Genomic DNA, 16,712 nt, shown 5'->3' with positions numbered 1-16,712 from the left:
CGAGGAAATCTCCGAGGCACTGCGGGACCTGCACGAGGCCGGCTGCGACCTGATCACCATCACCCAGTACCTGCGCCCCTCCGAACGGCACCTGCCGGTGGACCGCTGGGTCAAGCCGCAGGAATTCGTGGACCTGCAGAACGAAGCGGACGAGATCGGCTTCCTGGGCGTCATGTCCGGACCCTTGGTGCGTTCCTCCTACCGCGCCGGCCGGCTCTGGGCCACCGCGATGCGCAAGAAAGGCTGGGAAATCCCGGCCGAACTCGCCCACATCGAAAGCTCCGGAAGCACCCGCCAGGAAGCCAGCTCGCTGCTCGCGGCACACTCCTGAACCCTGCTCTGACACCCTTCCACCTAAGGGCCGGCACCGGATGACTCCGGTGCCGGCCCTTGGCCGTCCATCACGTAGAATTAAGGAACTATGGCGAATTCCCCTGATCCCAGCAACTCCAGCCCGGCTTCCGAAGCTCCGAAGCGCGGTCTTTTCTCCCGTAAGCCCAAGGAAGCAAAGGCCAAGAAGCCGAGCCGGCTGAAGCAGATCGGCGAGGTCTTCCAGATGACCCGCCGCCACGATCCCATGGTTCCGTGGCTCATGCTGCTGGCTTTCCTGGGTGTCGTTGCGCTCAGCCTGCTGGTCGGTTTCCTGCTCGACAACTGGATCACCGGCCTGATCATCGGCATCGCCCTGGGCGCCCTCGCGGCCACGCTGATTCTGTCCCGCCGTGCCGAGCGCGCCGCGTTCGCGCAGATCGAGAACCAGCCGGGCGCTTCAGGTGCCGCGCTGGGCACGCTCAAGCGCGGCTGGATCACCGAGGACCAGCCCGTCGCCGTGAACCCCCGCACGCAGGATGCCGTCTTCCGCGCCATCGGCCGTCCCGGCGTCGTGCTCGTCAGCGAAGGTCCCAGCAACCGGGTCAAGCCGCTGGTCGACGCCGAGCGCAAGCGCCTGGCCCGCATCCTCCCCAACGTCACCATCCACGTGATCGAAAGCGGCCGCGGCGAGGGCCAGGTGCCCCTCAACCAGATCGCCAGGAAGATGAACAAGCTCAAGGGCGAACTGACAAAGACCGAGGTCAGCGCCGTGTCCAAGCGCATTTCCTCGCTTGGCGGCCGGCTGCCCATCCCCAAGGGCATCGATCCCTACAAGGCCCGTCCGACCCGCGGACGCTAGCCCGGCGGCAGTACCGCGCCCGCATCACAGAATTGCCAGCAGTACAGAATCGCCCCGGTTCACGGCCACGCAAGGCCGCCAGCCGGGGCGTTTCTTTTACTGCCCGACGTCGGCCCGCCCGGCGCCGCGCACGGGACACGGGACACCGGACACAAGGCAACGGACACAGCAGCACAGGACGCACGACCTCAGGAGACACGCATGAAACTTCCCTCGACCGCCACGATGATCCGCATTTTCCGAGGCCTGGCGATCGCCGAAGCGTTCAGCTGGGCCGCGCTGCTGCTCGGCATGGTGCTCAAATGGATCACCCGGACGACGGAACTCGGCGTGGAGATCGCCGGTCCGATCCACGGGGCATTCTTCATTGGCTACGCGATTGCGGCAGTGAGCCTTTGGGCAATGCTGCGCTGGCCGTTCCGGGTTGCCTTGCTCTCAGGGCTCTCCGCCGTCCTCCCCTTCGCGACGGTTTGGTTTGAGCGCTGGGGCGGCCGCCACGGGCACCTGACGGCACGGCCCGCAGAAGCTGCGCCGACGACGGCCCACGAGACGGCGGGGGTCTAGCTCCGCCCAGGACCCCCGGGTTTCTGTCCTATCCGGCACCATCGCTGCGCCCATCTGACGCACTTGGCCGCTATGCGGGGCGGTTAGCGGCCATTCGTGGCAAACGGACCAGGGCCCGCCGCGCCACCGGCAGCATCGCTGCGCCCATCTGACGCACATGGCCGCAATGCGCGGCGCATAGTGGCCATTCGTGGCAAACGGACGAGGGCCCGCCGCGCCTGGTTGCCTGGCACCGCCGTCGCGCATCCGGCGACGGATTGCTACATCCGGGTGAGCACCGTGTTCATGGCCTTGTCGTGGAGGCCGCGCTGGTCCGGGTCGAAGATGACGGCGGGGATAACGAGGCACAGCAGCAGGGTGCGCACAAGGGCCGCGAGTGGACCCGCCGGGCCGCCGCCCAGCCGGACCACGTGGATCCCCACGATCCGGTGGCCGATGCCGTAGCCGAGGGTGCCGATCAGCAGGATCTGCTCGATGGCAAACACGGCAAGTGTGGCCCAGGAGTCGCCGCCGAAGGCGAAATTGCTGATCAACAGCGCGATGCCCCAGTCAATGCAGATGGCCAGGATGCGCCGGCCGGCACGGGCGATCGATCCTGACCCGGACTCGGGCAGCCCGAGCCGTTCCCCCGGGTACCTGGAGATGCCGGATGTGTCCGGCCCGGTGAGCCATGAACCGATGTCTTTGCGATCAACCACCTTCCAATCTTATCGGCTCTGGCCTGTCCACAGTGTGGGCGGTAGGGTGTCACACTGTGGACCAGATAGGCCACAGTGTGGACTGGCGACTAGCGTTTACGTGTCAGGACATTCTGTAACCTCCCCGAAACAATGCGGACACTGCGGGGAAATCCCTTGTCCTTAGGGTGGTAACAGTTGCTAGCGACTGCGAAGCGGGGAAGCTTTTTTGCCTTCTCCGCCGTTGGACTGCGCTGGACAAATGTGCCTGACGGCCAGATCTTTCATATGCGTAAGGAGCATAGATGTTCAAGACTGCGGACGAAGTCCTCAAGTTCATCAAGGACGAAGACATCAAATTCGTCGATATCCGCTTCACCGATCTCCCGGGCGTTCAGCAGCACTTTAACGTGCCCGCCAAGAGCGTTGACGCCGACTTCTTCGTCAACGGCCAGCTTTTCGACGGATCTTCGATCCGCGGCTTCCAGGGCATCGCCGAGTCTGACATGCAGCTCATCCCGGACGTCACGACGGCGTTCATCGACACATTCCGCATGGAGAAGACCCTTGCGCTGAACTTCTCGATCGTGAACCCGCGTACCGGTGACCCGTACCACCGCGATCCGCGCGGCGTGGCCGAGAAGGCGGAGGCCTACCTGGCCTCGACCGGCATTGCCGACACCGCGTTCTTCGCTCCCGAGGCCGAGTTCTTCGTCTTCGACAACGTCCAGTACCAGTCCTCCCCGCAGGGCAGCTTCTACAAGATCGACTCCGAAGAAGCACACTGGAACTCGGGCCGTGAGGAAGAGGGCGGAAACCTCGGCTACAAGACCCCTGTCAAGGGCGGTTACTTCCCGGTCTCCCCCACCGACAAGCAGGCCGACCTGCGCGACGCCATGTGTGTTGCCCTGGACGAGGCCGGCCTTGAGGTCGAGCGCAGCCACCACGAAGTCGGCTCCGCCGGCCAGGCTGAAATCAACTACAAGTTCACCACCCTGACCCACGCGGCTGATGACCTGCAGAAGTTCAAGTACGTCATCAAGAACACCGCCGATGCCTGGGGCAAGTCAGTGACCTTCATGCCGAAGCCGGTCTTCGGTGACAACGGCTCGGGCATGCACTGCCACCAGTCGCTGTGGACCGGCGGCGAGCCGCTGTTCTACGACGAGAAGGGCTACGCCGGCCTGTCCGACACCGCCCGCTGGTACATCGGTGGCCTGCTGAAGCACTCCTCCGCCGTCCTGGCCTTCACCAACCCGACGGTTAACTCCTACCGCCGCCTGGTCAAGGGCTTCGAAGCCCCGGTCAACATGGTTTACTCGCAGGGCAACCGCTCCGCCGGTATCCGTATCCCCATCACGGGCTCCAACCCGAAGGCCAAGCGCATCGAGTTCCGCGCTCCGGACCCCTCCTCCAACCCGTACCTGGCGTTCGCTGCCCAGCTGATGGCCGGCATTGACGGCATCCGCAACCGGATCGAACCCCCGGCTCCGATCGACAAGGACCTCTACGAGCTCCCGGCCGAAGAAGCCAAGGACATCCCCAAGGCTCCGGGCACGCTCGAGGAGGCCTTGGATGCACTGGCCGAGGACAACGAGTTCCTGCAGGCCGGCGGCGTCTTCACCCAGGACCTGATCGACACCTGGATCGAGTACAAGTACGAGAACGAGATCCGTCCGCTTTCGCTGCGCCCGAACCCGTACGAGTTCGAGCTCTACTACGGCGTCTAGTTAGATCCAGCTAGATCACGCGGCCAGACATTGTTAGGCCGCAACATTTCCAAAATAAAAGGCCGGTCACGGGTTCACCCCGTGGCCGGCCTTATCTTTCGGCGCTTTCCAGCCCCTCAGCGCTTTCCGTACTTCTTGTGCACGGCCTGCTTGCTGACGCCAAGGCACACCGCAATGGCCTCCCACGACAGTCCGGCCTGCCGGGCACGCAGCACCACTTCGGTTTCCGTGCGCGCCAGCTCTTTGTGGAGTTCCGCCACGGCGTACAGCGCCTCGGCAGGCCCTTTGCCGTCCATGGAACCTATCAATGTCTGCATGAAGCACCTCCTTCGTCAACGTTAGTTGACACCGGGAAGTGCGTCAACCCTCGTTGACGGCAAGAAGCCTGCGCAATTCCCCTACGGGATCAGGGATCTCCGGGCCGTGCGAAAAGAGCATCCTGTCCGGCTCCAGCAAGCTCAGTCTCAGAAGCGACTCTTCGGCCCTCGCAGCGTCTGCGGTAAACTGCTCCGGCGGCCGGCTCATCACACCTCCTGCTGTCCCCACAGCGTCCCCGACGAACAGCATTCCGTCGTCGTGCAGCAAGCCGATATGTCCTGCGGTATGCCCAGGCGTCGGCACGATCTGTATATCGCGGACCCTGCCACCTTCCACGAGCGGGCGCAGCGGCACCGCGGAAGGAATCTGGGAAACGTCCGCCTCACCCGCCCAGACCGCTGCCGACGGGCTCCGTTCCACGACTTCGCCGAGGCCGCCGACATGGTCCGGATGCCAATGGGTGAGGACGACGTCCGTGATGTCACTCCATGCTGCTCCGACACGGTCCAAGGCCGCACCGATCGCATCCGCTTTGCCATTTAGGCCCGTATCGATCAACAGCAATCCCTCGGTGTGCGGCACAAGGAAACAACGTACGTCCATCGTCAACTCAACCGGCCCTGCCAGCCCGGCGGGGATGTGGAGCTCCTGGATGACCGGTTCTACCCTTATCTGCGAGTGGTCCATCATGCACCTTTCTAGCTGCTGATCTTGACTCAATACTGAGGCACACAGCGTCCCAGTCAAGATGCTCTTTCGGTCAGAATGCCCGGTACATGATGCGCTGCGGGCCGGCGTCGCCGCCTTCGTAGCGGCCGCGGTCCTCGAACCCGGCCTTGCGGTAGGCGGCTTGGCCGCCGGGGTTCAGTTCGTTGACGGAGAGTACGACGCCGGCCTGGCCGCTGCCGAAGTCCGCCGTCAGTTTGGCTGCCTCCCGCACGGCGGCCTCCGCGGCGAGGGTGCCGAGGCCCTTGCCCTGCTGCCGCCGGTCGATCAGGAAGCCCCGCAGCAGCCAGGCCGTGTGGTCCTCTGGCCAGCCCGCGAGGGTCGCCGCCCCGGCCTGGAGCGTCAGGACTCCCACGGCGGTCCCGTTCTCATCGACGGCGAACGGGTGCCGGGACTCTTCCTCGAGTCCGATCAGCATCATCCGCAGCGGGTCCCCCACGAACTTCTGCTGCCCTGCGCCCAGCTCCAGCAGCGCGATCTCCCCAAGCTTGATGGCCCGGGCGTCGTCGTCGAGGTTCTTCAAAGGCAGCAGCCACACATGTCCAGACATGTAGCCAGCGTACCCGCGCCGGCAGCGCCAGGCGCCTCGGGAAAGCGGCTACAGCGCAGCGTCCTTGGGCGGTCCGGCCGGATCCATCCAAAAGACTTCCCAGAGGTGCCCGTCCGGGTCCTGGAAGCTGTGCGTGTACATGAAGCCGTAGTCCTGGGCCTCCTCCGATGCCGTGCCCCCGGAAGTCAGGGCGGTGCGGATGACCTCGTCGACGGCTTCGCGGCTTTCCAGCGAGAAGGACATGATGACCTCGGCGGTGCCGGCCGTAGCGGCGACGGACTTCGACGTGAAGGTTTTGAAGTAGGACTCGACGAGCAGCATCACGTACGCGCCGTCATTGACGATCATGCAGGTGGCGTTCTCATCGGTGAAGTCGGGGTTGAAGGAAAATCCCAGCGCCGTGAAGAATTCAACGGTCTTATCCAGATTCCGGACGGGAAGGTTCACAAAAAGTTGCCTGGCCATTGGCCCAAGTTAGCACCCGCCCGCAGCATGTGTCAGCAGGCCCCGTCAGCAGCCGGCAGGCCGCCGCCGGGCGCTATTGGCCGTAGAAAACCCGCTCGAAGACCGCCCGGGCGCGCCGGCTCAACCGCAGGTAGTCCTCCTCCAGCGCCGCGGCGTTGCCCTGTCCGTAGCCGCACCAGCGGGCCACCGCCTCAAGGTCGCGGCGGGACGAGGGCAAAAGGTCCGAGGGCCGGCCGGTCCAGATGACGTTGGCCGAACGGATCCGGCTCGCCAGCCGCCAGGCCCGGAGGAGGATGACGGTGTCCCCCGCGTCCATCAGGTCCAGGGCCGCGGCCGCCTCGAGCGCGTCCACCGTGGACGTGGTCCGCAGCTCCGGGTTCCGGCCGGCGTGCCGGAGCTGGAGCAGCTGGGCCAGCCACTCGACGTCGCTCAGCCCGCCCCGGCCAAGCTTCAGGTGACGGGCGGGATCGGCGCCGCGCGGCAGGCGCTCCGCCTCGACCCTGGCCTTGACCCGCCGCACCTCCCGCACGTCCTGGTCAGACAACGACTCCGGGTACCGGATGGTGTCGATCAGCGCCACGAAATCCTCGGCCAGGGCGTCATCGCCGGCCATGGGGCGCGCCCGCAGCAACGCCTGGGCCTCCCAGACCAGGGACCACCGGCGGTAGTACTCGGCATAGGACTCCAGGGACCGCACCATGGGCCCGCTCTTGCCCTCGGGGCGCAGGTCCGCGTCCACGGCGAGCACCCGCTCGGCCAGGATCGCCGGTTTGAGCGGCTGGGTCAGCAGGCTCGAGAGCTTGCCCACGATCTGCAGGGCCTGAGCCTGCGCCTCCTCCTCCGGCACGCCGGGGAGTCCGCGATGGACGTACATGACGTCGGCGTCCGAGCCGTAGCCGATCTCCCGGCCGCCCTGACGGCCCATCGCAACCACCAGCACATGGGTCTTCAGCGGTTCCTCGGCGGTGATGATCGTCTCCGCCACGCGCAGCGCCCCCAGGACGGCGGCCCGGTCCGTGTCGGCGAGGGCTTCCCCCACCTGGTCTTGGTCCAGCAGCCCGGCGCTGTCCGCGATGGCGACCCGGAGGATTTCCCGGCGCCGGATCAGCCGGATCAGCCGCATGGCGCTCTCCGGGTCCGCGTGCCGGGACATTTTCGAGGTGATTTCAAGCCATTGGGATTCGAAGCTGAGCGGCACCAGTTCCTTGTCCGTGCCCAGCCACGCCACTGATTCGGGCGAAACCTCCAGCAGGTCCGCGATCAGCCGGGAGTTGGCGAGCACGTGGCAGAGCCGCTCGGCCGCGGCCGTCGAATCCCGGAGCATGCCCAGGTACCAGTGCGTTGTGCCGAGGGCCTCACTGACCCGCCGGAAGGCGAGCAGCCCGGCGTCGGGGTCCACGCCGTCGGCGAGCCAGTCCAACAGTATGGGCAGGAGCTGGCGCTGGAGTGCCGCGCGCCGGCTCACGCCGGCGGTGAGGGCCTCGATGTGCCGCATGGCGCCGGGAGGATCGAGGTAGCCGAGGGCGGCGAGGCGGCCCTGGGCGGCTTCCGGGGTCAGGCGCGCCTCTTCGCTGCTCAGGGTGGCGACGGTATTGAGCAGGGGGCGGTAGAAGATGCGTTCGTGGAGTTCCCGCACGGAACGCTTGGTTTTTCGCCATGCGGCCACCAGGGCGTCCGGCTTGGGCCGCTCGGCGGAGAACGGTCCCAGGACCGCCTTGGCGAGGGAACGCAACGACGCTTCGTTCACCGGCATCAGGTGCGTCCGGCGCAGCTGGAACAGCTGGATCCGATGTTCGAGCAGCCGCAGGTAGCGGTAGTCGCGGTCGAACTCAGCGGCGTCGGAGCGGCCGATGTACCCGCCGGCGGAGAGCGCGGCGATGGCCGAGGTGGTGTCCCGGCAGCGCAACGATTCATCCGACTTGCCGTGCACGAGCTGCAGCAGCTGGACGGTGAATTCGACGTCGCGCAGTCCGCCGCGGCCCAGCTTGATCTGCCGCTGCTCCTCATCGGCTGGAATGTGCTCGGTGACGCGGCGGCGCATGGCGCGGACGGATTCGACAAAACCCTCCCGGCCGGCCGAGGACCAGATCAGGGGCGTCAGGGCTGCCTCGTAGCGGGCCCCCAGGGCGGCGTCGCCGGCGATGGTCCGGGCCTTCAGGAGGGCCTGGAATTCCCAGCTCTCGGCCCAGCGCGCGTAGTAGCTCTCGTGCGAGGCGAGGGTCCGGACCAGCGGCCCCGACTTGCCCTCGGGCCGGAGGTTGGCATCGACTTCCCACAGCCCGGGTTCGCGGCTTGTGGACATGATCGCGCGCGAGACCCCGGAGGCGAGGACGGTGCCGATGGTCGTGGCCAGGGTCTCCTCCAGCGCGCCGGACTCGATCACGTAGATGACGTCGACGTCGGAAATATAGTTCAGTTCGCGGGCACCGCACTTGCCCATGCCGATCACGGCGAGGCCGACGTCGGCCACCTCCGCGGCGTCGAACTTCTCCGCCGCCTCGGCCCGGGAGACGGCGAGGGCCGCCTCGAGCGCGGCGCCGGCGAGATCCGCCAGTTCCGCACCAGCGGCCGGCATGAAGTCCAGCGGATCTGCCGCGCACAGGTCCTTGATGGCCAGCTCCACGAGCCCGCGCCGGTAGGCGGTGCGCAGGGCAGCGTAGGCTTCCTGACCACTAAGGGCCGCCACCGGCCGGGCAGACTTGGGATCGGCCCGCACCGACTGCAGCAGCCGCGTCCGCAGGGCCGCGGCGTCCGCGGGCATTGGCTCCGGACTGACCCGGACGTCGAAGGCGTCGAGGTGCTCGGGATGGCGGATGAGGAACTCGCCCAGCGCCTCGGAGGCCCCCAGAACCCGGTACAGCGGTTCGCTGCTTTCCGGGTCCGCGACGGCAAGCTTGCGCAGCTCCGGGTGCTTCTCGATCAGCCGGACCAGGGACTGCAGGGCAGTGTCCGGGTTGGCCGCCAGCTGCAGTCCCGCAAAGAGGGCATCCTGGTCGAGTCCCTCCAGTTCCCGGGCCGCCAGGAACCGCTCGCCCTTGTCGAGATCGCTGAAGCCGGCGGCAATGAGGCGTCGTGCCAGGCTCATCTGGGCAACCTACAGAATGCCGAGATTGCGCTGCAGTTCGTAAGGCGTCACCTGGAGGCGGTAGTCCTGCCATTCTGCACGCTTGTTGCGCAGGAAGTGCTCGAACACCTGCTCGCCGAGGATCTGCGGCATGAGCTCGGAATCCTCCATGGTCCGGATGGCGTCGTGCAGGCTGGCCGGCAGCGGGTCGTGTCCCATCGCGCGGCGCTCAGCCGAGCTCAGCGACCAGATGTCGTCCTCGGCCGCCGCGGGGAGCTGGTAGCCCTCCTCGATGCCCTTGAGGCCGGCACCGAGCAGCACCGCGTAGGCCAGGTAGGGGTTGGCGGCGGAGTCGATGCCACGGTACTCGATCCGCGCGGACTGGCCCTTGCCGGGCTTGTACAGCGGGACGCGGACCAGGGCGGAGCGGTTGTTGTGGCCCCAGCTCAGGTAGCTCGGTGCCTCTCCCCCGCCCCAGAGCCGCTTGTAGGAGTTGACGAACTGGTTGGTCACGGCCGTGAATTCGGGGGCGTGCTTGAGGATACCGGCGATGAACTGGCGCGCCGTCTCGGAAAGCTGGAACTCGGAACCGGCCTCGTAGAAGGCGTTGGTGTCCCCCTCGAAGAGGGAAAAGTGGGTGTGCATGCCGGAACCCGGGTGGGCGGTGAAGGGCTTGGGCATGAAGGTGGCATAGGTGCCCTGTTGCAGCGCGACTTCCTTGATGACCGTGCGGAACGTCATGATGTTATCCGCGGTCTGCAGGGCGTCGGCGTAGCGCAGGTCGATTTCGTTCTGGCCCGGGCCGGCCTCGTGGTGGCTGAATTCCACCGAGATGCCCACCGATTCGAGCATGGTCACGGCGGTCCGGCGGAAGTCCTGGGCCACGCCTCCCGGGACGTGGTCGAAGTAGCCGCCCTCGTCCACGGGGATGGGTGATCCGTCCGGGCCCGGTTCCTGGGATTTGAGCAGGTAGAACTCGATCTCGGGGTGGGTGTAGCAGGTGAAGCCCATGTCCGCGGCCTTGGCCAGGGTGCGCTTGAGGACGTTGCGCGGATCCGCGGCGGAAGGTTCGCCGTCGGGCGTCAGGATGTCGCAGAACATCCGCGATGTGGCCTCGGTCTCGCCGCGCCAGGGCAGGATCTGGAACGTGGCCGGATCCGGCTGGGCCAGCATGTCGGATTCGAAGACGCGGGCCAGGCCTTCGATCGAGGAACCGTCGAATCCGAGTCCTTCCTCGAAGGCGCCTTCCACCTCGGCCGGGGCCAGGGCCACGGACTTGAGCGATCCCACGACGTCGGTGAACCACAGGCGCACGAACCGCACGTCGCGCTCTTCGATCGTCCGCAGGACAAACTCTTGCTGGCGGTCCATACTGGCCTCTTTCCGGTTCTTCCATCCGCCCCAGGCCCGGCATTCATGGGCCCCGCGGCTGCTCACGGTTCACTTTACTAAGCATTGCCACCGATTGCTGAAGCCGGACCCCCGCGTAACACACCGTTAACACAAAGCCGGAGAAATTCGCGGCGGGAGGGGGCATTGCGCCGTCGCACAGGCCGCCCGTGTGACGTGATTCACGCCGGGCGGGGGCAACCCGCGGTAGCTGCGGCACTTCGTCTCGCACTACGCTCGTGGCATGGCCTCAAGTAACAGCTCCGATTCCAGCACGCCCGCAGAACTCGCGGCCCCCTACGGCAGCGGCCCGGCGGGGGCTTCAGCGGCCGCCCCCTCGGACACGCCGGCCAGTGGCACAGCCGGGACCGGCGACGGCGGCACCGGCGCGGCGGCGGAGGCGGCCCGGAAACCGGCGGCCAGGATCCGCACCCATCATCTTCACCAGGCCAAGGTGAACGGCGAGCGCTTCGCCATGCTCACCGCGTATGACCAGTACACCGCAGAAATCTTTGACCAGGCAGGCATCGAGGTGCTCCTGGTCGGCGATTCGGCCTCCAACAACGTCTTCGGCAACGAAACCAGCCTTCCCGTGACGGTGGACGAGCTCCTTCCGCTGTGCCGGGCCGTCGCCCGTTCCGCCCGGCGCGCCCTGGTGGTCGCTGACCTGCCGTTCGGCAGCTACGAGGTCTCCGCCCAGCAGGCGGTTGCCACCGGCGTCCGTTTCCTGAAAGAGGGCCTGGCCCACGCCGTCAAGATCGAAGGCGGAAAATTCTACGCCGAGACCGTCCGGGCCATGGTCCAGGCCGGCATCCCCGTCATGGCGCACATCGGTTTCACCCCGCAGAGCGAGCACTCCCTCGGCGGCTACCGCGTCCAGGGCCGCGGCGATGACGCCCAGCGGTTGATCGACGACGCCGTCGCGCTGGCCGACGCCGGCGCGTTCAGCGTGCTCATGGAAATGGTCCCGGCCGCCACGGCGGCCGCCGTCGATGCCGCCGTCGACGTCCCCACGGTGGGCATCGGCGCCGGCAGCGCCACCACCGGACAGGTCCTGGTGTGGCAGGACATGGCCGGTTTACGCGGTGGAAAAATGGCGAAATTCGTCAAACAGTACGCCGACCTCCGCACGTCGCTCAGTGACGCCGCAAAAGCCTACGGCGACGACGTGCGCTCAGGCCAGTTTCCCGGCCCGGAACACTCCTTCTAGTTCTGCGCCGGGGGGCCCGGGACCTTCCGGATCCGGGGACGCTTCGGCAACACATCATCCTTCATGGGCGAGGCGTTGCGCCTCCAGTGCGGGCACACTGACCATTAAGGTCTGCATTAGGACCTCAAGATGTTCCGCCGGCCCGGACGGTTTCATGCGCTAAGCGTTGGGTCAGGCTCCGGCGGACACGATTCGAGGAGTATTGATGGACACGAACAGCTTCTGGAACGTCCTGCTGTGGAGTTTCTGGTTCTTCATCTGGATCGCTGCGCTGATGGTGTGGTTCCGCTGCCTGATGGACTTGTTCAGCGACCACGAGCTCAGCGGGTGGGCCAAGGCCGGCTGGGTTATCCTGCTGATCTTCGTCCCGTGGCTCGGCGCCCTCATCTACCTGATCGCCCGGGGCCGCAGCATGGCCGATCGTCAGATGAAGATAGTGGCCCAGCAGCAGGCTGCCCAGCAGGAATATATCAAGCAGGCCGCAGGCTCGACGGCCAGTCCCGCCGCCCAGATCGCCGATGCCAGGGCGCTGCTCGATTCCGGAGCCATCAACCAGACCGAGTTTGATTCGCTCAAGGCAAAGGCCTTGGCCTGACGCTAAAACGGGCTGCGCCCGACATGAGAATCACCTGGCTTGGTCACTCCACGGTGGTTCTGGATCTCGACGGGGTTCGGGTCCTCACCGATCCGCTGCTCCGTACCCATGCCGGGTTGCTCCGACGCCTGGCACCGCGTCCGGATCCGTCCTCATGGGCCCGACCGGACGCGGTGCTCCTCTCCCACCTGCACCACGACCACGCCGAGTTGCGCTCCCTGCGCATGCTGCGCGGGGCAGCGCTGATGAGTGCCCCGGCGAACGTGGCCTGGCTGCGTCGCCGAAAGCTGGCGCACACAGTTTCCTTGGGCGACGGCTGGACCCCGGTAGGCAGCGGGGTCCAGATTCGCCAGGTGCCGGCCGAACATCACAGCCGGCCAATGCCACACCGCCCCAACGACGCCAATGGCCAGCTCGTTCGCGGCCAGTCGGGCATCGTGTGGATCGCCGGTGACACGGGTTTGTTCCCGGAGATGGCCGCTCTCCCCGCCATGGCGGGAGGGCCGATCGATGTCGCCCTGGTCCCGGTCTGGGGGTGGGGACCGAGGCTCTCAGCGGGACACCTGACTCCCGAGACCGCCGCCCGGGCTGTCGCGATGAGCGGCGCACGGTTCGCCCTGCCGGTGCACTGGGGGACGCTGCACCCTCCGTTCGTCACCTACTTTGCCCGGAGCTGGCTCGAGCGGCCCGGCCACCGGTTTGCCGCTGCCGTGGCGGAACAGGCTCCCGGCTGCACAGCAGTCGTCCTCGCTCCCGGCCAGTCCTGGGTCGCGCCCCCGTAAGCCAAGGACTTCGGACTGGACCCGGCCCCGGGGAAATCCCCCGGTCGGTCGCTCAGCCGCGGGACGCCGTCGTGGTGCGCTGGCCACAGGACTCAAGCATCGCCACCAGCACTTGGTGGAGTTCCCCGGCACCCTCAATCCGTTCAGGCAGCCCCGCCATGAGATCAGCCGGGCCCATCAGCAGGGCGCGGTCCTGCCAGCCCCCCAGTCCCCCGTGGGATCCCACGAGGCCTTCGAAGGCTGCAACGTCGCCGGTCACGGGATCCACCGAGCTGTTGACATAGAGATCCGGCGCCTCGGGGTGCATCAGCGCGAGCTGCAGCACCCGCGCCGCATGCGGCCCGAAGCCGGCCAGCGGGTCGGTGCCCTCCACTGCCCCGCTGGTGATGTTGACGCGCCCGCCGCTTCCGATCGCCCACGCCGCGCCGTCGTCGTCGATGCCGGCCACGAACCCGACGCCGGGATGGCCCGCCAGGCCAGGGACCAGTGCCGGCCACCGATGCTCGAGTGCCCGGAGATTCAGGCGCCGGTCACCCCGCAGGTACACCAGGCCCAGGTTGCCCGAGCCCAACACGACCACCGGATCCTCTGCCGCGTCGCCCGGAGCCGGCGTCTCTTGTGCCTTGGTCAGCACCTCGTCGGCACGGCCGGCGAGCTTCCCGGACAGTCCGCCAGAGGCAACGTCGCCGGCGATGGAGTCAGCGCGCCCGAGTCCTTCGACGGACGCGTCCACGTTCTGAACCTGTTCCTGCATCAGTTCCGCGCACAGATCACCAAGCGCCTGGTCATACCTGTCCGCGAACGGCGTGCCCTGGGACTGGCCGTGGTCCGAGAGCACCACCAGCCGGTAGCGGCGGGGAGCGGACCCGGCGAGTTCGGCCAAGGCGCCGAGCGTGCGGTCCAGGCCATCCAGGGCGGCAAGCGACTCGGGGCGGAACATGCCTGCGTGGTGGGCGATCTCGTCGTAGTCAACGTAGTCGACGTAGATGCACTTCGTGCCGCGACGCAGCTCCTCCGCCACGAGGGCCGTGTTCAGGTCCCGCAGCAGACCGTTGGTGACAGCCCGCAGCAGGGCGAAGGTCCAGTCCCGCCGCACCCGCGGGTTGAGGTCACGTTTGATCTGTCTCCGGGCCTGCCAACGCTCCTTGAAGATCTCGCCGACGGTGCGCGTGAAGCTGCGCATGAAGCCGTTCGGGGTGGCAAAAAACCAGGCGAACGCGCGGCGGGTTTGGGTCGAGCCGCGCCGGACCTCTACCCGGCTCATCGTCAAGAACGAGCGGGGCGCGTCGCCGGTGAACAGGTTCGAGATGGAGACGCCGTCGTCGCAGAGCAGGCCCTGGCCGGTGCTGTGCCTCTCCTCGATCACCCGGGCATCTGCCGGACGGTTGGCCACCAGGACGCGTTGGAGCTCACGGTCATACCACCGGAAGGCCGGGATCCCGTCGACCGTGCCGTGCAGTATGCCCATCTGGCTCGCCGGCGTGGTGCAGGGCAGCTGGGGAGTCCATTCACGGAACTGGTAATCCCCCGAGGCCAGCCAGCGGCGGAGATGGGGAACTCCCCCGGACTGGACCGCCCACTGCAGCACCGGGAAAGGGACCCCGTCGAGCTGGACGAACAGGACACCGTCAACCTCCGGATCAGTCACCGTTTCCTGCCGGCGCGCCCGTCCGGCCAGCGAGGTGATGAGGCCGTCATCGGTTCCGGCTGTGGTGGCCCACGAGATGAGCGTGCCCACGACGGCACTGACCCAGGTAGCGGCGAGGGCTGTCAACGGCGTCGACTCGATGCCCGGCACCAGACGGATCGCGACGTACATGATCAGGGCCTGCCCCACCAGGGCGGTAAGAAGCACTGCCACCCAGCCCACCCTGGCCGAGATCTCCACCAGCACGGGGCGCAGGACCAGGCCGACGAGGCCGGCTGCCGCCGCCACGGCGGCGTATGACCACCAGCTGGCCGCAGAGAACCCCGGCAGCAGGGCGCCGGTGATAATGAGGGCTACAGTCGAGGCAGCCCAGGCAAGGGCGAGCCTGGCGAGGTCTGAGATTCGGGCGCCGCGGGTGCGGACAACGCGCGTCGGCATTTTCCCAGTATGGCGGGCGGCAACCGGCCGGCACTCACCCTCACAGGGTGAGAATCACGGGCGGGGAAAAATCAGTCAGCGTGTGCGGTGTCCGGTCCGCGGTCGCCGGGGGGACGTTCCCGCGGGCGCAACAGGCCCGTACGGGCTAGTCGTCCTCGTCCTTGTCCCACGCCTCATTGCGCGCCTTGACCTTTTCCAGGGCGTGTTCGGCTTCCTCACGGGTCTTGTACGGTCCGATCAGCTGGCTCCAGTCGGACATCGCGTCTTCCTCGATCTCGTGGGTGTTGACGTTGTACCAGTATTCGGGCATCGGGGCTCCTTCATGGCCCGGAGCGTGTCCGGGCTGTGTTTTCCGGCTGTGTTTTCCGGCTGTGTTTTCCGGCTGTGTTTTCCGGGCTGCGCCCGGCTACTTATATGATCAATCTATGCCTTCTCTAGCCTCAACTGCACCCATCGGCACGCTGGTCCCGGGGACAGTGAGCCCGCAGCTTCCCGTGCCGCCGTCCATCCCGCGTCCGGAATATGTGGGCAAGCCGGCCCCTGCGAAGTTCACCGGCTCAGAGGTCAAGTCGGCGGAGACCATCGAGAAGATCCGGATCGCCTCCAAAATCGCCGCCCAGGCCATCGTGGAGGTCGGCAGGCACATCGAACCCGGCGTCACCACCGACCAGCTGGACCGGGTGGGCCATGAGTTCCTGCTGGACCACAACGCGTACCCCTCCACCCTCGGATACCGGGGCTTTCCGAAGTCCCTGTGCTCATCCCTTAACGAGGTCATCTGCCACGGGATCCCGGACAGCACCGTGGTCCGGGACGGCGACATCCTCAACATCGACATCACGGCCTTCGTCGGCGGCGTCCATGGCGACACCAACTACACCTTCCTGGTCGGCGACGTCGACGAGGAATCCCGCCTCCTCGTCGAGCGCACCCAGGAATCGCTGAACCGCGCCATCCGGGCCGTGGCTCCCGGCCGCGAAATCAACGTGATCGGCCGGACCATCGAGTCCTACGCAAAACGCTTCGGCTACGGCGTGGTTCGCGACTTTACCGGGCACGGAGTTGGCGAAGCCTTCCACACCGGGCTGATCATTCCGCACTACGACGCCGCGCCCGCATACAACACCACGATGGAAACCGGTATGGTGTTCACGATCGAGCCGATGCTGACCCTGGGCACCGTCGACTGGGACATGTGGGCCGATGACTGGACCGTCGTGACCCGGGACCGCAAGCGCACCGCCCAGTTCGAGCACACCCTGCTCGTGACGGAGTCCGGCGCAGAGGTCCTCACGCTGCCCTGACCCCCTGCTCGACACGCTAGTTCCCGGAACCACCCCGCTCTTTCACAACCGGCCCTGCCCGGTCACTACAGCCCGCCCCTG

The 16,712-nt window shown here is 66.9% G+C and carries 16 protein-coding genes and 1 pseudogene; 8 read left to right on the top strand and 9 right to left on the bottom strand.

Features of this window, described 5'->3' with window-relative positions; all coding sequences use genetic code 11:
* The 3 genes and pseudogenes from B5X90_RS13920 to B5X90_RS13910 all read left to right on the top strand — a co-directional run.
* Window positions 1–331: pseudogene (locus B5X90_RS13920) on the top strand (lipoyl synthase); the annotation flags it as partial.
* Between the two features lie 90 nt (window positions 332–421).
* Window positions 422–1,171 (top strand): DUF4191 domain-containing protein, encoded by a 750-nt coding sequence (locus B5X90_RS13915; RefSeq protein ID WP_079553988.1) that lies wholly within the window; start codon window positions 422–424, stop codon window positions 1,169–1,171.
* A 201-nt stretch (window positions 1,172–1,372) separates the two neighbouring features.
* On the top strand, window positions 1,373–1,735 hold the full coding sequence (locus B5X90_RS13910) for a DUF3817 domain-containing protein (RefSeq protein WP_079553986.1): 363 nt from the start codon (window positions 1,373–1,375) through the stop codon (window positions 1,733–1,735).
* Between the two features lie 260 nt (window positions 1,736–1,995).
* On the opposite strand, the gene B5X90_RS13905 is transcribed toward B5X90_RS13910, so the two are convergent.
* Complete coding sequence (locus B5X90_RS13905) at window positions 1,996–2,433, bottom strand: RDD family protein (protein WP_079553984.1); 438 nt, start codon at window positions 2,431–2,433, stop codon at window positions 1,996–1,998.
* A 284-nt stretch (window positions 2,434–2,717) separates the two neighbouring features.
* On the opposite strand from B5X90_RS13905, the gene glnA (B5X90_RS13900) reads away from it, so the two are divergent.
* Entirely contained in the window at window positions 2,718–4,142 is a 1,425-nt protein-coding gene (gene glnA / locus B5X90_RS13900; protein WP_018772378.1) for a type I glutamate--ammonia ligase, read from the top strand.
* Window positions 4,143–4,258: 116 nt separating this feature from the next.
* Here the strand turns inward: glnA (B5X90_RS13900) and B5X90_RS13895 are convergent, their stop codons facing one another.
* The 6 genes from B5X90_RS13895 to glnA (B5X90_RS13870) all read right to left on the bottom strand — a co-directional run bounded on the left by B5X90_RS13895 (window position 4,259) and on the right by glnA (B5X90_RS13870) (window position 10,636).
* The gene (locus B5X90_RS13895) at window positions 4,259–4,459 is read right to left on the bottom strand and encodes a transcriptional regulator (RefSeq protein WP_079553982.1); all 201 of its coding nucleotides are present in this window, start codon (window positions 4,457–4,459) and stop codon (window positions 4,259–4,261) included.
* Window positions 4,460–4,502: 43 nt separating this feature from the next.
* Window positions 4,503–5,150, bottom strand: coding sequence for an MBL fold metallo-hydrolase (locus tag B5X90_RS13890; protein WP_079553980.1), 648 nt, complete (start codon window positions 5,148–5,150; stop codon window positions 4,503–4,505).
* A 70-nt stretch (window positions 5,151–5,220) separates the two neighbouring features.
* Window positions 5,221–5,736 carry a GNAT family N-acetyltransferase gene (locus tag B5X90_RS13885; protein WP_079553978.1) on the bottom strand — a complete coding sequence of 172 codons (516 nt, stop codon included), beginning with the start codon at window positions 5,734–5,736 and terminating at the stop codon, window positions 5,221–5,223.
* Window positions 5,737–5,784: 48 nt separating this feature from the next.
* Window positions 5,785–6,201 (bottom strand): VOC family protein, encoded by a 417-nt coding sequence (locus tag B5X90_RS13880; protein WP_026266248.1) that lies wholly within the window; start codon window positions 6,199–6,201, stop codon window positions 5,785–5,787.
* A gap of 73 nt (window positions 6,202–6,274) precedes the next feature.
* A complete protein-coding gene (locus B5X90_RS13875; RefSeq protein ID WP_079553976.1) occupies window positions 6,275–9,286 on the bottom strand; it encodes a bifunctional [glutamine synthetase] adenylyltransferase/[glutamine synthetase]-adenylyl-L-tyrosine phosphorylase in 3,012 nt (1,003 codons plus the stop codon).
* 9 nt (window positions 9,287–9,295) lie between these two features.
* Window positions 9,296–10,636, bottom strand: a complete 1,341-nt coding sequence (glnA, locus tag B5X90_RS13870) for a type I glutamate--ammonia ligase (protein WP_028275859.1) — start codon at window positions 10,634–10,636, stop codon at window positions 9,296–9,298.
* 262 nt (window positions 10,637–10,898) lie between these two features.
* Between glnA (B5X90_RS13870) and panB the strand changes: the two genes are divergently transcribed.
* From panB to B5X90_RS13855, 3 genes are all read left to right on the top strand, one after another.
* Window positions 10,899–11,864 carry a 3-methyl-2-oxobutanoate hydroxymethyltransferase gene (panB, locus tag B5X90_RS13865; protein WP_079553974.1) on the top strand — a complete coding sequence of 322 codons (966 nt, stop codon included), beginning with the start codon at window positions 10,899–10,901 and terminating at the stop codon, window positions 11,862–11,864.
* A gap of 205 nt (window positions 11,865–12,069) precedes the next feature.
* Complete coding sequence (locus B5X90_RS13860; protein ID WP_079553972.1) at window positions 12,070–12,459, top strand: SHOCT domain-containing protein; 390 nt, start codon at window positions 12,070–12,072, stop codon at window positions 12,457–12,459.
* A gap of 23 nt (window positions 12,460–12,482) precedes the next feature.
* Complete coding sequence (locus tag B5X90_RS13855) at window positions 12,483–13,241, top strand: MBL fold metallo-hydrolase (RefSeq protein WP_079553970.1); 759 nt, start codon at window positions 12,483–12,485, stop codon at window positions 13,239–13,241.
* A 52-nt stretch (window positions 13,242–13,293) separates the two neighbouring features.
* Here B5X90_RS13855 and B5X90_RS13850 read toward each other — a convergent pair whose 3' ends face one another.
* Together B5X90_RS13850 and B5X90_RS21020 are read right to left on the bottom strand one after the other, a co-directional pair.
* Window positions 13,294–15,327 carry a phage holin family protein gene (locus B5X90_RS13850; RefSeq protein ID WP_079553968.1) on the bottom strand — a complete coding sequence of 678 codons (2,034 nt, stop codon included), beginning with the start codon at window positions 15,325–15,327 and terminating at the stop codon, window positions 13,294–13,296.
* 145 nt (window positions 15,328–15,472) lie between these two features.
* Window positions 15,473–15,637 (bottom strand): SPOR domain-containing protein, encoded by a 165-nt coding sequence (locus B5X90_RS21020; protein ID WP_018772367.1) that lies wholly within the window; start codon window positions 15,635–15,637, stop codon window positions 15,473–15,475.
* 115 nt (window positions 15,638–15,752) lie between these two features.
* Between B5X90_RS21020 and map the strand changes: the two genes are divergently transcribed.
* Complete coding sequence (gene map, locus B5X90_RS13845; RefSeq protein WP_079553966.1) at window positions 15,753–16,631, top strand: type I methionyl aminopeptidase; 879 nt, start codon at window positions 15,753–15,755, stop codon at window positions 16,629–16,631.
* Window positions 16,632–16,712: the final 81 nt, after the last annotated feature.

The organism is Arthrobacter sp. 49Tsu3.1M3 (assembly GCF_900168135.1).
Lineage (GTDB): Bacteria > Actinomycetota > Actinomycetes > Actinomycetales > Micrococcaceae > Arthrobacter.
The sequence above is the reverse complement of the archived record's forward strand: the minus strand, read 5'-3'. Positions and strand labels throughout refer to the sequence as shown.

Excerpts from the sequence above, each read along its gene's own strand:
- map (WP_079553966.1), top strand. The coding sequence starts at position 15,753 with ATGCCTTCTCTAGCCTCAACTGCACCCATCGGCACGCTGGTCCCGGGG.
- B5X90_RS13855 (WP_079553970.1), top strand. The coding sequence starts at position 12,483 with ATGAGAATCACCTGGCTTGGTCACTCCACGGTGGTTCTGGATCTCGAC.
- B5X90_RS13895 (WP_079553982.1), bottom strand. The coding sequence starts at position 4,459 with ATGCAGACATTGATAGGTTCCATGGACGGCAAAGGGCCTGCCGAGGCG.
- panB (WP_079553974.1), top strand. The coding sequence starts at position 10,899 with ATGGCCTCAAGTAACAGCTCCGATTCCAGCACGCCCGCAGAACTCGCG.
- B5X90_RS13850 (WP_079553968.1), bottom strand. The coding sequence starts at position 15,327 with ATGCCGACGCGCGTTGTCCGCACCCGCGGCGCCCGAATCTCAGACCTC.
- glnA (WP_028275859.1), bottom strand. The coding sequence starts at position 10,636 with ATGGACCGCCAGCAAGAGTTTGTCCTGCGGACGATCGAAGAGCGCGAC.
- glnA (WP_018772378.1), top strand. The coding sequence starts at position 2,718 with ATGTTCAAGACTGCGGACGAAGTCCTCAAGTTCATCAAGGACGAAGAC.
- B5X90_RS13880 (WP_026266248.1), bottom strand. The coding sequence starts at position 6,201 with ATGGCCAGGCAACTTTTTGTGAACCTTCCCGTCCGGAATCTGGATAAG.
- B5X90_RS13910 (WP_079553986.1), top strand. The coding sequence starts at position 1,373 with ATGAAACTTCCCTCGACCGCCACGATGATCCGCATTTTCCGAGGCCTG.
- B5X90_RS21020 (WP_018772367.1), bottom strand. The coding sequence starts at position 15,637 with ATGCCCGAATACTGGTACAACGTCAACACCCACGAGATCGAGGAAGAC.
- B5X90_RS13890 (WP_079553980.1), bottom strand. The coding sequence starts at position 5,150 with ATGATGGACCACTCGCAGATAAGGGTAGAACCGGTCATCCAGGAGCTC.
- B5X90_RS13875 (WP_079553976.1), bottom strand. The coding sequence starts at position 9,286 with ATGAGCCTGGCACGACGCCTCATTGCCGCCGGCTTCAGCGATCTCGAC.
- B5X90_RS13885 (WP_079553978.1), bottom strand. The coding sequence starts at position 5,736 with ATGTCTGGACATGTGTGGCTGCTGCCTTTGAAGAACCTCGACGACGAC.
- B5X90_RS13860 (WP_079553972.1), top strand. The coding sequence starts at position 12,070 with ATGGACACGAACAGCTTCTGGAACGTCCTGCTGTGGAGTTTCTGGTTC.
- B5X90_RS13915 (WP_079553988.1), top strand. The coding sequence starts at position 422 with ATGGCGAATTCCCCTGATCCCAGCAACTCCAGCCCGGCTTCCGAAGCT.